The organism is Rhodococcus sp. 14-2483-1-2 (assembly GCF_002259405.1).
GTDB lineage: Bacteria > Actinomycetota > Actinomycetes > Mycobacteriales > Mycobacteriaceae > Rhodococcoides.
In genome coordinates this window covers 514,703-527,926 of sequence record NZ_NPFW01000021.1, presented here as the reverse complement: position 1 = coordinate 527,926, position 13,224 = coordinate 514,703, and the positions used below count along the sequence as shown (strand labels likewise).

At 64.6% G+C, this 13,224-nt stretch carries 11 protein-coding genes; 6 read left to right on the top strand and 5 right to left on the bottom strand.

Annotation, left to right across the window (positions count from 1 at the left end):
- Nucleotides 1–14 precede the first annotated feature (14 nt).
- Nucleotides 15–2,177, bottom strand: a complete 2,163-nt coding sequence (uvrB, locus tag CH295_RS20970) for an excinuclease ABC subunit UvrB (RefSeq protein WP_037192646.1) — start codon at nt 2,175–2,177, stop codon at nt 15–17.
- 78 nt (nt 2,178–2,255) lie between these two features.
- Between uvrB and CH295_RS20965 the strand changes: the two genes are divergently transcribed.
- A complete protein-coding gene (locus CH295_RS20965; RefSeq protein ID WP_037192648.1) occupies nt 2,256–2,801 on the top strand; it encodes a ribonuclease FAU-1 family protein in 546 nt (181 codons plus the stop codon).
- 1 nt (nt 2,802) lies between these two features.
- On the opposite strand, the gene coaE is transcribed toward CH295_RS20965, so the two are convergent.
- Nucleotides 2,803–4,020 (bottom strand): dephospho-CoA kinase, encoded by a 1,218-nt coding sequence (gene coaE, locus CH295_RS20960; protein WP_094741803.1) that lies wholly within the window; start codon nt 4,018–4,020, stop codon nt 2,803–2,805.
- Nucleotides 4,021–4,149: 129 nt separating this feature from the next.
- Between coaE and CH295_RS20955 the strand changes: the two genes are divergently transcribed.
- Entirely contained in the window at nt 4,150–4,359 is a 210-nt protein-coding gene (locus CH295_RS20955) for a hypothetical protein (protein WP_032394307.1), read from the top strand.
- 156 nt (nt 4,360–4,515) lie between these two features.
- On the opposite strand, the gene rpsA is transcribed toward CH295_RS20955, so the two are convergent.
- The gene (gene rpsA / locus CH295_RS20950; protein ID WP_027497255.1) at nt 4,516–5,994 is read right to left on the bottom strand and encodes a 30S ribosomal protein S1; all 1,479 of its coding nucleotides are present in this window, start codon (nt 5,992–5,994) and stop codon (nt 4,516–4,518) included.
- 215 nt (nt 5,995–6,209) lie between these two features.
- Here rpsA and CH295_RS20945 point away from each other — a divergent pair, with 215 nt between their 5' ends.
- On the top strand, nt 6,210–7,037 hold the full coding sequence (locus CH295_RS20945; protein ID WP_037192652.1) for a class I SAM-dependent methyltransferase: 828 nt from the start codon (nt 6,210–6,212) through the stop codon (nt 7,035–7,037).
- 15 nt (nt 7,038–7,052) lie between these two features.
- Here CH295_RS20945 and CH295_RS20940 read toward each other — a convergent pair whose 3' ends face one another.
- Nucleotides 7,053–8,150 carry an isocitrate/isopropylmalate dehydrogenase family protein gene (locus tag CH295_RS20940; RefSeq protein WP_094741865.1) on the bottom strand — a complete coding sequence of 366 codons (1,098 nt, stop codon included), beginning with the start codon at nt 8,148–8,150 and terminating at the stop codon, nt 7,053–7,055.
- A gap of 10 nt (nt 8,151–8,160) precedes the next feature.
- Between CH295_RS20940 and CH295_RS20935 the strand changes: the two genes are divergently transcribed.
- The 3 genes from CH295_RS20935 to trxA all read left to right on the top strand — a co-directional run bounded on the left by CH295_RS20935 (nt 8,161) and on the right by trxA (nt 10,335).
- Nucleotides 8,161–8,667, top strand: coding sequence for a 2'-5' RNA ligase family protein (locus CH295_RS20935; protein WP_094741866.1), 507 nt, complete (start codon nt 8,161–8,163; stop codon nt 8,665–8,667).
- A gap of 210 nt (nt 8,668–8,877) precedes the next feature.
- Nucleotides 8,878–9,876 carry a GlxA family transcriptional regulator gene (locus tag CH295_RS20930; protein WP_094635400.1) on the top strand — a complete coding sequence of 333 codons (999 nt, stop codon included), beginning with the start codon at nt 8,878–8,880 and terminating at the stop codon, nt 9,874–9,876.
- Between the two features lie 87 nt (nt 9,877–9,963).
- Nucleotides 9,964–10,335, top strand: a complete 372-nt coding sequence (trxA, locus tag CH295_RS20925) for a thioredoxin (protein ID WP_037192657.1) — start codon at nt 9,964–9,966, stop codon at nt 10,333–10,335.
- Between the two features lie 94 nt (nt 10,336–10,429).
- Here the strand turns inward: trxA and polA are convergent, their stop codons facing one another.
- Nucleotides 10,430–13,171, bottom strand: coding sequence for a DNA polymerase I (polA, locus tag CH295_RS20920; protein ID WP_037192659.1), 2,742 nt, complete (start codon nt 13,169–13,171; stop codon nt 10,430–10,432).
- Nucleotides 13,172–13,224 lie beyond the last annotated feature (53 nt).

The following is a 13,224-nucleotide window of genomic DNA, read 5'->3' as shown; positions in this document are numbered from 1 at the left end:
AACCGTAACCGAACCTATTTGAGGCCGGCCGCATCCATCCCGCGCAGTTCCTTCTTCAGGTCCTGGATCTCGTCGCGCAGTCGGCCGGCGAGCTCGAACTTGAGCTCGCGTGCGGCGTTCATCATCTGATCGGTCATGTTCTTGATCAGATCGGCCAGTTCGGCGCGCGGCATCGACGACACGTCCTGGCCCTCGTACACCCCGGTGCTGACCGACCGGCCCGCCTCGCCCTGCGCGCGTCGACCCCGGCTGGCGTTGCGACCGGACCCACCGACCTCCACGACCGACTCGGTGTCCTCGGCTTCCTGGTACACCTGGTCGAGGATGTCGGCGATCTTCTTGCGCAGCGGCTGAGGATCGACGCCTCTCTCCTTGTTGTACGCGATCTGCTTCTCGCGCCGACGTTCGGTTTCCTCGATCGCGTAGGTCATGGAGTCGGTCATCTTGTCCGCGTACATGTGGACTTCACCGGAGACGTTTCGGGCGGCACGTCCGATGGTCTGGATGAGGCTGGTACCGCTGCGGAGGAAGCCTTCCTTGTCGGCGTCGAGAATCGCCACCAACGAGACTTCGGGCAGGTCGAGACCCTCACGGAGCAGGTTGATGCCCACCAGTACGTCGTACTCCCCCAGCCGGAGTTGCCGGAGCAGTTCGACGCGGCGCAGCGTGTCGATGTCGGAGTGCAGGTAGCGGACACGAATGCCCAGTTCGAGCAGGTAGTCGGTCAGATCCTCCGACATCTTCTTGGTCAGCGTGGTCACCAGCACACGCTCGTCCTTCTCCGCGCGTTCCCGGATCTGGTGGACCAGGTCGTCGATCTGGCCCTTGGTCGGTTTGATGACGACCTGGGGATCGACGAGTCCGGTCGGACGAATCACCTGTTCGACGAACTCTCCCCCGGTCTGCCCCAGCTCGTACTTCCCCGGAGTTGCCGAGAGGTAGACCGTCTGACCGATCCGCTGAGTGAACTCCTCCCACGTCAACGGTCGGTTGTCGGTCGCGGACGGCAGGCGGAACCCGAAGTCGACGAGGTTGCGCTTGCGCGACATGTCGCCCTCGTACATCGCCCCGATCTGCGGCACCGTCACGTGAGACTCGTCGATGACGAGCAGAAAGTCCTCGGGAAAGTAATCGATCAGCGTTGCGGGCGCAGTGCCCGCCCCACGGCCGTCGATGTGCCGCGAGTAATTCTCGATGCCCGAGCAGAACCCGACCTGCTTGATCATCTCCAGGTCGTATTGCGTCCGCATCCGAAGCCGCTGCGCCTCGAGCAGCTTTCCTTTGCCCTCCAGCTCGGCGAGCCGACCTTCGAGTTCGGCTTCGATGTCCTTGACGGCTCGCTCCATCCGCTCCGGACCGGCAACGTAGTGGGTGGCCGGGAAGATGCGCACCGAATCCACCTGCCGAACGATGTCGCCGGTGAGCGGATGGAGGTAGTACAGCGCCTCGATCTCGTCGCCGAAGAACTCGATGCGAATCGCCAGTTCCTCGTAGGACGGAATGATCTCGACGGTGTCACCGCGAACCCGGAACGATCCGCGGGTGAAGGCCATGTCGTTGCGGGTGTACTGCACGTCCACCAGCAGTCTGAGCAGTGCATCACGCTGTACTTCGACGTTGACCTCGAGCTCGATCGACCGATCGACGTACGACTGCGGGGTACCGAGACCGTAGATGCACGACACCGACGCCACCACGACCACGTCGCGGCGCGAGAGCAGAGATGCCGTCGCCGAGTGCCGCAGCCGCTCGACGTCGTCGTTGATGGACGAGTCCTTCTCGATGTAGGTATCGGTCTGCGCGATGTACGCCTCGGGCTGGTAGTAGTCGTAGTACGACACGAAATACTCGACTGCGTTGTTGGGCAACATGTCTCGCAGCTCGTTCGCCAACTGCGCCGCCAGAGTCTTGTTCGGTGCCATCACCAGAGTGGGGCGCTGCAGCTTCTCGATGAGCCAGGCCGTGGTGGCCGATTTACCGGTACCCGTGGCACCGAGAAGAACGACGTCCTTCTCGTCCGCCTTGATCCGCCGTTCGAGCTCGGCGATGGCAGTCGGCTGATCGCCGGCCGGCACGTGTTCGCTGACGACCTCGAACGCCGGTCCGGTGCGCTCGATGGCACCCACCGGACGGTGTTCGGAGTGCGCGACAACGGGATGTTCGGATGCAAACGCCATTACACAAGCGTAGACGCGACCACCGACAAGTTCCGTCGGGCAGACCCAGGACGTCGGTTCCCGGTAGCTTCTACAGGCATGGTCGCTCACACGTCAGCCGGTGCGCACGCCGTCGTTCATGCCCCCAAGCACGAGACGTTCGACCTCGTCGCCAAGACGAACGTGGATCCCAAGGGGTTCGTCCGTGTCGTCGACGAATACCGCGTCGAGCCGTGGGGGTTGTACATGGCCCGACCCTCGGACCATGCCCACTTCGATTACCTCGAGTCCTGGCTACTGCCCGCTCTCGGGCTCCGCGCCTCGGTGTTCCATTACCTGCCGGCTCACGCGAGGGACCAGGACTACTACGTCGACATCGGCGAGTACACCGCCGGCACCACCGAGTGGACGTCCGTCGACCACTATCTCGACCTCAGTGTCCGCACCGGCCGCGATTACGACCTGTTGGACGTCGACGAATTGTTCGACGCTCGGGTTGCGCAACACCTCGACACCCCGACGGCCGAGCTCGCGCTGGCCAGATCGATCACCGCCATCGAAGGACTGACGCGGCACGACTACGACCTGAACGCGTGGCTCGCATCCGTCGGAATGCCCACCGAGTGGAACGGCAAGCCGTCCTGATTCACGCGGTCCAGTTCGTCTGCTCCGCCCACTGCCATGCCCGACGGTATGCCACATCGAACCATGGGGCCTTCGCGTTCTCGTAGGCCTCGATCGCCGATCGGAAGTCGGTGATTCCGGCAGCGGCCTCGGAGGCGCGTCGCTTGATTCCGGCGTACTCGGTCGTGATGCTGTCGTCCGCCCGCAGCCAGTCACGGAACAGTAGTGCGAATGTCTGATTCGGCCAGCCGTCCACCCGGATGTGCACGTTCGCCGGCCGGCCGGGGTCCGCGCTGCCGTGAAAACGCTTGGCCCACACGGCCGGATCCGCTTCGCCGCCGATTCCGTACGCGGGCTTCGGATGGTCGAAGTTGCTCGCCTCTCGTCGGGGGAACCCCGCCACACGCAGCTGCTCGGCGACGGAATCAGCGTCGTCGAGGCCTCGCACGGTGATCTGAATGTCGATGACATCCTTGGCGTCGAGGCCGGGCACTGCGGTGGATCCGATGTGATCGATTCGGACCGCTTTGTCCGCGCAGGCCAGGGCCAGGCGCGAGATGATGCGTCGGGCCTGCAACTCCCACGTAGGGTCGGCCGTCACCTGTTCCGGATGAACACGAGCGATGACTCCCTCCCTGATGTTGCGCTCGAAGGGAATCAGACGGTCGTTCCACAGGGCTCGGACGACGTCGTCGACGCTGCCCGGCTCACCGGTGTTGTCGATCCACACGTCTGCCGCGGCTCGGCGCGCATCATCGGTTGCCTGCGCTGCGATACGCGCGCGAGCGTCGGCCTCGGGCATACCTCGCTGTCCCGTGAGACGACGCACCCGCTCCTCGGCGTCGACCCACACGATGACCACGAGGTGGAAGAACGGGCCCATCGATCCCTCGACGAGCAGCGGAATGTCTTGCACCACTACGGCATCCGATGCTGCTCCGTCGATGATCTCGGCGGTGCGCTCACCGACCAACGGATGAACGATCGCGTTGAGTTTCTTGCGGGATTCCTCGTCGCCGAATGCTTTGGCCGCCAAGGCCGGACGGTCGAGCGAGCCATCGGGTGCGAGTATGTCGGCTCCGAAGGTATCCGTCAGGCGTTGCAGCCCAGGTGTTCCCGGCTCCACGACTTCACGGGCAAGTACATCGGAGTCGACGAGCACTCCCCCGAGTTCGGTCAGCACCTTGGCAACGGTCGATTTTCCGGCACCTATTCCACCGGTCAGTCCCAGTCTCAGCATGCACCCAGTCTGACACTCGAACACGCCGAAGCACACCAGCCTCAAATGCACCGGTTTCGGAGGTCGGTCGGTTATCTTCGACGAGCGCGACCTCGATGTGCCGACCCACAGCTATTGAAAAGGACACCCATGCGAAGCAATCAGATCCAACCGGGTCGGCACCGCCTTGGCATGGATGCAGGCGTTCATTGCATTCTCATCCCGGAAGTTGCCTCGGCGTTGGCCGACCACCGGCGTAACTGGTTCACCAACCTCCTGACCCCCGCCCGCCACAGCTTCGCCACCATGCGCAAGCGCACGGAGAGCGTCGGCCAGTGGAGTCCAGCCACCGCCGCGTAGTTCGCACTCCCCCTCCACCATGGGCCCGGTTCATCCGAACCGGGTCCATTGTCGTGTCCGCACGTTCTCCGCTCACCTGATTCGAACGAGAAAGCCCCGGTTCTCACGTGGAGAACCGGGGCTCGGTGTCACACCCTCACGGGTGGACCACTTCTATCAGGCGTTGCCCGACAGCTTCTCGCGAAGTGCAGCGAGCTGCGCATCGCTGGCCAGCGATCCACCGGTCGAGGCCGGAGCCGACGCTGCGGGAGCGTCGCCTTCTGCATCGGCGGGGGCCTGACCCGACTCGGAGGAGTAGTTGGTGTTGGCGGCTTCGGCAGCTTCGTCCTTGGCCGTCTTCTCCATCTGAGCGGTGTGCATCTTGTGGCGACGCTCTGCCTCGGCGTAGCGACCTTCCCACTCTTCACGCTGCTTCTCGTAACCTTCGAGCCATTCGTTGGTCTCGGAGTCGAAGCCCTCGGGGAAGATGTAGTTGCCACCCTCGTCGTACGAGTCGGCCATGCCGTACTTGGACGGATCGAACTCTTCTGCGTAGTCCTCGTTGGCCTGCTTGAGGCTCAACGAAATCCGGCGACGCTCGAGATCGATGTCGATGACCTTGACGAGTGCGTCGTCGCCGACACCCACGACCTGGTCCGGAACCTCCACGTGGCGCTCGGCCAGCTCGGAGATGTGCACGAGGCCCTCGATGCCCTCTTCGACGCGCACGAATGCACCGAAGGGAACCAGCTTGGTGACCTTGCCGGGCACGATCTGGCCGATCGCGTGGGTGCGAGCGAACTGGCGCCACGGATCTTCCTGAGTTGCCTTGAGCGACAGGGAAACACGCTCGCGGTCCAGGTCGACGTCGAGAACCTCGACGGTGACCTCGGTGCCGACCTCGACAACCTCGGACGGGTGATCGATGTGCTTCCAGGACAGCTCGGAGACGTGCACGAGTCCGTCGACGCCACCCAGGTCCACGAAGGCACCGAAGTTGACGATGGAGGACACGACGCCCTTGCGGACCTGGCCCTTCTGAAGCTGGTGCAGGAACTCGCTGCGGACCTCGGACTGGGTCTGCTCGAGCCATGCGCGGCGCGACAGGACCACGTTGTTGCGGTTCTTGTCGAGCTCGATGATCTTGGCCTCGATCTCCTTGCCGACGTACGGCTGGAGATCGCGGACGCGACGCATCTCGACGAGCGAGGCGGGAAGGAAGCCACGAAGACCGATGTCGAGGATGAGTCCACCCTTGACGACCTCGATGACGGTGCCCTTGACGGCCTCGTCCTTCTCCTTGAGCTCCTCGATCGTGCCCCAAGCGCGCTCGTACTGAGCTCGCTTCTTGGACAGGATCAGACGGCCTTCCTTGTCCTCCTTGGTGAGGACGAGTGCTTCGATCTCATCTCCCACGGAGACGACCTCGTTGGGGTCGACGTCGTGCTTGATGGAGAGCTCGCGGGAAGGAATGACGCCTTCGGTCTTGTAACCGATGTCGAGTAGAACCTCGTCACGATCGACCTTGACGATGGTGCCCTCGACGATGTCACCATCGTTGAAGTACTTGATCGTGGCGTCGATGGCGGCGAGAAAATCCTCTGCGGAGCCGATATCGTTGACGGCTACCTGCGGTGAGGTTGTGGTTGAGGGCATGTGTTGAGTTGCTCCGGACGGGTTGGGTATCGGTTGATGGATGTTCGGTCGGACTTGGTGAAACGTGTGCAACACGAGCATCTTCGGCGAATCCGTTGACGGATCCGTATGCGCCGACGTCGAGCGAACCCGACCTGGGCGCAGCATGAACACACTCGCGTTGAACAGGGTACGCGATGCCGCAGTACCAGCACAAACCCGGTTAGAGTCGGCGTGTGACCGATCTTTCCACACCGTCGTCCACTCCCGGCCGCGGCCGAATCGATTCGGTCGCCAGCGACCGTGCGAGTCGTCTCTGGTGGGATTCCGACGCCGACAACTACCACCGTACGCACGGCGCGTTTCTCGGCGTGACGACCGAATCCGGGGAGTTCGTCTGGTGCCCGGAGGGACTGCACGAGGGCGACGTGCATCTGCTCGGTGACGTCGTGGGCAAGGACGTCCTGGAAGTGGGCTGTGGCAGCGCACCGTGCGCCCGCTGGCTCGGAGCTCAGGGTGCGCACGCCGTCGGCCTCGACATCTCGATGGGCATGTTGCAGCGCGGCGTCGACGCGATGAACACGGGCGGATCGACGGTCCCGCTGGTCCAGGCCAGTGCCGAGTCCTTACCGTTCGGCGACGAGCGGTTCGACATCGTCTGCTCGGCCTTCGGGGCGGTGCCGTTCGTCGCGGACTCCGCCAATGTGATGAAGGAGGTCGCGCGGGTACTGCGGCCGGGCGGGATCTGGGTGTTCGCGGTCAATCATCCGATGCGCTGGGTGTTCCCCGACGATCCCGGCGTCGGCGGTCTGACCGCGACGATTCCGTACTTCGATCGAACCCCGTACGTCGAGTACGACGCCGACGGGACCCCGAACTACGTAGAGCATCACCGCACGATCGGTGACCGTGTGCGCGAGCTGGTCGCCGCAGGTCTCGAGGTGCGCGACATCGTCGAACCGGACTGGCCGGAGTGGCTCGACCGTGAGTGGGGTCAGTGGAGCCCACTGCGCGGGCAACTCTTTCCGGGCACCGCGATCTTCAGCAGCCGCAAACCGCTCTGACAAGGAGCGCCGCGATCAGCGCCGGTGAACTCGGGCCTCGACGGCCTCGGTGAATGCACTGGTGGACGCCTGCCCGCCGAGGTCGGCTGTCGCGACCCCGGATTCGACCGTGGCGTCGACAGCGTGTCGGATCCTGCCTGCGGCCGCGGCCAACCGTTCGTCGCGATGCCGCGGCGCAAGCCACTCGAGCAGCATCGCCGCCGACAGGAAGAGCGCCGTCGGATTGGCACGGTTCTTGCCTGCGATGTCCGGGGCAGATCCGTGCGAGGCCTGCGCCATCGCCTGCGTTTCCGAGGAATTGATCGACGGCGCGGTGCCCAGCGACCCGGACAGCTCACCCGTCAGATCCGACAGAATGTCGCCGAACATGTTCTCGGCCACGATGACGTCGTAGTCCTCGCCCCGCCGAACCAGATGCGCCGCGAGCGCGTCGACGTGCTCCTCCGTCACATCGACGTGCGGGAACTGCTCGCTCACCGCGCGGCACGCATCGCGGAACAGTCCCGTCGTCATCGACAGGACGTTGGTCTTGTGCACGATGGTCAGTTTCCTGCTGCGTCGCTCGGCCAGCGAGAACGCTTCACGTGCGATGCGTTCGCAGGCCGCGCGCGTGAACACTCCGACCGCCAACGCCACATCGGGAGTTGGCATGAACTCCCCGCTGCCGACGAACATGTTGCGATCGGCGTAGAACCCTTCGGTGTTCTCCCGCACGACCACCAGATCCATCCGCGGGGACACCACCCGTACGCCAGGCAGTGCCTTCGCCGGCCGGATGTTGGCGAACAGGTCGAAGTTCTTGCGAATTCGTCCGCCCGGGGTCAACTGCGATCGGAACGGTTCCGGATACGACGCACTGTCGTGTGGTCCCAGAATCCAGCATTCGAGTGCGGACAGTTCTCCCAACGTGCTGTCGGGTATCGGCGTTCCGTGCTCGTCGATGGCACCGAGCCCCAGCGGCAGGTGCACCCAGTCGACGGCCGGTCCACCGGCGGCTGCGAGGGCCGCGTCGACCACCCGAATCGTTGCGGGAACGATCTCGTGGCCGATGCCGTCGCCGGTCATGGCTCCGATCCGTAGCGCCGTTGCATGGGGACCGTCCGTCTGAGACATCATGGCCTCCATGGTGCAGTCCGCAGAACTTCTCCTCGACGCCGGCCTCGACGCAGCGGTGCGCCGCGAGTGGGCGGCGCTGTCCGACGCTGGACTCCCGAGCCAGAACCGCCACCGCGGTGAGTCGAACCGCCCGCACGTCACCGTCGCGGTGGCGTCGTCGATGCCGGCCGCGGTGGACGATGGCGACGCGGTCCGCTTCGATCCGTTCGATGTGCGTCTCGGAGGACTCGTCGTGTTCGGCGGGCGAACGATCACCCTGGCCCGACTGGTCGTTCCGTCGAGCGAGTTGCTCGATCTGCACGCACGGCTGCACGAGGTCGTGGGCGAACGTTCGCTCGACCACCTCGAACCCGGCCGATGGACACCGCATGTGACGGTGGCCCGACGGTTGACGCCCGAGCAGGCAGGAGCGGCGGTGCGCCTGCTCTCGGCCGACGTCGACGATCTGGTCGGATCTGCGGTTGCGCTGCGCCGATGGGACGGCGAGGCCAAACGCGAATGGCGGATCGGCTGAGGCCGGGCACCTCAGAACCGGAAATCGCCGAACTGGGTCACCTCCGCGTGGGTATCGGGAGCGAAGCCTGCAACCACGAGGGCGTCGAGGGCGAGCAACAACAACACAACTACCAATACAATTGTCATGCCGCTAGCTTCCAACCTGCGGAGAGCGTGCACGAGTGGCAGTAACGCCATATATCGACGACTTTCTGCCATACTGCTTTTCATGCTGAAACGAGTGGTTGTCGCGCTGATGCCGTTGACCGAACAGTTCGAGCTGGGCGTCGCCTGCGAGGTGTTCGGATTCGATCGCTCGGACGAGGGCCTACCCACCTACGACTTCTCCCTGATCGCAGGCGTACCCCAACCGATCCGCACCCGCGTCGGTTACACCATCGACGTGCCACACGATCTCGACAGTCTCGACAGCGCCGATCTGATCATCATTCCGGCCGGTGGCACCGAAGCCGCCGAAGACGGTACCTATGTCTGCGGAGTCGGATACAACTCGTCCATCGAGCCGTTACTGGCCAAACTTCGCGCGGCCGTCGACCGGGGTGCCATGGTCGCCAGCCTGTGCAACGGCGCGTTCGTTCTGGGCAAGGCCGGCCTGCTCGACGGCCGCCCCTGTACGACGCATTGGCGGCATTCCGCTTTGCTGGCCGCGAAATACCCACTCGCGCAGGTCGATCCGAACGTCCTCTACGTCGACGACGGAAACGTGCTGACCAGCGCAGGCACGGCAGCCGGCATCGACCTGTGCCTGCACATCGTGCGCAAGTACCAGGGCAGCGTCGTGGCCAACGGGATCGCCCGCCGGATGGTCGTTCCGCCTCATCGCGACGGTGGCCAGGCTCAGTTCGTCACCAGTCCCCTGCCCGCCACTCGCACCGAGACGCTGGCTCCGCTGCTGGACTGGATGACCGAGAATCTCGACTCCGAGCTCACCATCGGTCGGTTGGCGGCGCGGGTGAACATGTCGGCGAGAACCTTTGCCCGCAAGTTCGCGGCCGAAACCGGAACCACACCCGCGCGCTGGCTCAACGACCAACGAGTACTGGCAGCGCAGCAGCTGTTGGAGAATTCGGATCTACCGATGGATTCGATCGCCGAGGTGGTCGGCTTCGGAAATGCCGCCGCTCTGCGGCAGCACTTCGTGCGGTTGCGATGCACCACACCGAACTCGTACCGCCGCACGTTCCGTGCCGCACCTCAGCCCGCCTGACACGCCGCGCTCCGACCCGGCCGGGATGATTCCGGCCGGTAGCTGCGTTGAGACAATCCAGAAGCGCAATCAATCGAAAGGGACCGCGTGGCCACTCAGACTTTGACCCAGCAGAATTTCGACGAGATCGTGACGAACAACGACGTGGTGTTGGTCGATTTCTGGGCATCCTGGTGCGGACCGTGCCGCCAGTTCGCGCCGACGTTCGAGAAGTCGTCCGACGCACACCCCGACGTCGTGCACGCCAAGGTGGACACCGAGGCCGAGCAGGGCCTGGCAGCCGCAGCGCAGATCCAGTCGATCCCGACGATCATGGCGTTCCGCGAAGGAATTCTCGTGTACGCACAGCCAGGCGCACTGCCTGCACCGGCGCTCGAGGACCTCGTCGGTCAGATCAAGGCACTCGACATGGACGTCGTGCGCCAGCAGATCGCCGAGCAGGCTCCCGCAGCGGAGTAGCTCGTCACACAGAACGGCGCGAAGGGCCGCTCACCGAGTTTTCGGTGAGCGGCCCTTCGCTGTGCCACGGGTTCGATCAGTGAGCTGGCCCGATTCAGTGAGCTGCGGCATCCCAGCTGCGGCCGGTACCGACCGACACTTCGAGCGGCACCGACAGTTCGATGGCCGAGGACATCTTGTCGCGTACCAGCGCCTCGACTTCCTCACGCTCGGATTCGACGACCTCGAGTACCAGTTCGTCGTGCACCTGCAACAGCATTCGTGACTTCAGCGTCGACTCCGCCAGCGATCGGTGCACGTCGATCATCGCGACCTTGATGATGTCTGCGGCGGTGCCCTGGATCGGGGCGTTGAGTGCGGCCCGCTCGGCGACCTCGCGGCGCTGACGATTGTCGCTGTTCAGATCGGGCAAGTAGCGACGCCTGCCGTACAGCGTCGAGGTGTACCCCACCTTGCGCGCTTCCTCGACGGCGTTGCGCAGGTAGTCACGGACGCCACCGAAACGCGCGAAATACGCCTCCATCTGCTGCTTCGCCTCGTCGGTGGAGATCTTGAGCTGCGCGGCGAGACCGAATGCGCTCAGTCCGTAGGCCAATCCGTACGACATCGCCTTGACCCGACGACGCAGCTCGGGAGTGACCTCCTCGATCGGCACGCCGAACGCCCGGGCACCGACGAAACTGTGCAGATCCTCGCCGGTGTTGAACGCCTCGATCAGCCCTTCGTCGCCGGAGACGTGCGCCATGATGCGCATCTCGATCTGGCTGTAGTCGGCGGTGAGCAGGGTGTCGTACCCGGCGCCGACGACGAAGCCGTCCCGGATGTGGCGACCCGCCTCGTTGCGCACCGGAATGTTCTGCAGGTTCGGCTCGGTGGACGACAGTCGTCCGGTGGCCGCGACCGTCTGATTGAACGTGGTGTGGATACGTCCGTCGTCGGCAACGGACTTCAGCAGGCCGTCGACCGTCACCTTCATCCGCGTCGCGTCCCGGTGATCGAGCAGGAACTTCAGGAACGGATGCTCGGTCTTCTCGAACAACCCTTGCAGCGCATCGGCATCGGTGGTGTACCCGGTCTTGGTCTTCTTCGTCTTGGGCATGTCGAGTTCCTCGAACAGCACCACCTGCAACTGCTTCGGTGACCCGAGGTTGATCTGCTTGTCGATCACGCCGTACGCGGAGTTCGCGGCCTCGTCCACCTGAGCGGCGAATCCGGACTGCAGTGCGCGCAGGTGATCACCGTTCACGGCGATACCGGTTGCCTCGACATCGGCCAATACCGTCAGCAGAGGCAGCTCCATCTCGGAGAGCAGGGTGGTCGACTCGATGGCGGCGAGCTCGGCGTCCAGCGCATCGGCCAGGTCGATGACGGCCCGCGCCTTGAGAATCTCGCCCTCCGCGAACGCCGCATCTGCGGTGTCCTCGGCGTCGAGCAACGACATCTGACCTTCGCCTGCATCCTCCACCCGGAGTTCGCGTTTGAGGTAGCGCAACGACAGGTCGTCGAGATTGAACGATCGCTGACCGGGCCGAACCAGGTACGCCGCCAGGGCGGTGTCGGTGGTCAACCCGGCGAGGGTCCAGCCCCGCCCACGAACCGCATGCAGAGCCCACTTGGCCTCGTGCAGTGCCTTGGGTTGCGCCGGATCGGCGAGCCAGGCGGCGAGTGCCTGCTCGTCGGATTCGTCCAGAGCGGTCGTCGTGACGAACGCACCCTCACCGTCGGCCGCGGCGATCGCCACCGACGTCGCGTCGCTGTCGAACGGCCGACGCGGGCCGAGAACCGACAGCCCGCTGCGCCGGCCGTCGGCTGCGTGTTCTGCCAGCCACGCGGCCAGTTCGCCCGGCGCGACGATGCCACCGCGGACGTCGAACCCTTCCTCCGCCTCGGGTTCGACCGACGCGAGAGTCTCGAACAACCGGTCCCGCAGAATGCGGAACTCCAGATCGTCGAACAGGGCGTGGATCTTCTCGCGGTCCCACGGAGCGAGTTCGAGCTGATCTGGGGTGTACGGCAACGGCACATCGCGCACCATCTCGGTGAGCTCGCGGTTGAGCACCACGCTCGACAGGTTGGCGCGCAGTGCATCTCCCACTTTGCCCTTGACCTTGTCCACGTTGTCGACGAGCGCGGTGAGGGAACCGTATTCGATGATCCACTTGGTGGCCGTCTTCTCGCCGACCCCGGGAATGCCAGGAAGGTTGTCGCTCGGGTCTCCGCGCAGGGCCGCGAAGTCCGGGTACTGCGAGGGCGTCAACCCGTACTTGGTGGCGACCTCGTCGGGGGTGAACCGAGTCAGATCCGAGACGCCCTTGCGCGGATACAACACCGTGACGTTGTCGGTCACCAGTTGCAGCGCATCGCGGTCGCCGGTGACCACCAGAACGCGGTAGCCGAGCGCCTCCGCCTGGGTCACCAGAGTGGCGATGATGTCGTCTGCCTCGAAGCCCGCCTCTGCCATCACCGGGATACCCATGGCCCCGAGTACGTCCTTGGTGATGTCGACCTGGCCGGCGAACTCGTCCGGCGTCTTGCTGCGGTTCGCCTTGTACTCGGGGAACCGCTCGGCGCGGAAGGTCTGCCGAGAGACGTCGAACGCCGCCGCGATGTGCGTCGGTTTCTCGTCCCGCAGCAGATTGATCAACATCGAGGTGAACCCGTAGACGGCGTTGGTCGACTGGCCGCTGGTGGTCTTGAAGTTGTCCGCAGGCAATGCGAAGAATGCCCGGAACGCCATCGAGTGACCGTCGATGAGCAGCAACGTCGGCCGCTCCCCGCCCGCTTTCGCATCGGTCTCGGCTGCCGGCGCTGCACTTTTCTCCGTTACTGGGCTCACGATTGATCAGTCTAGGGAGCCGGTCCGACAACTCGTAGCCGGATGCAGGTGCC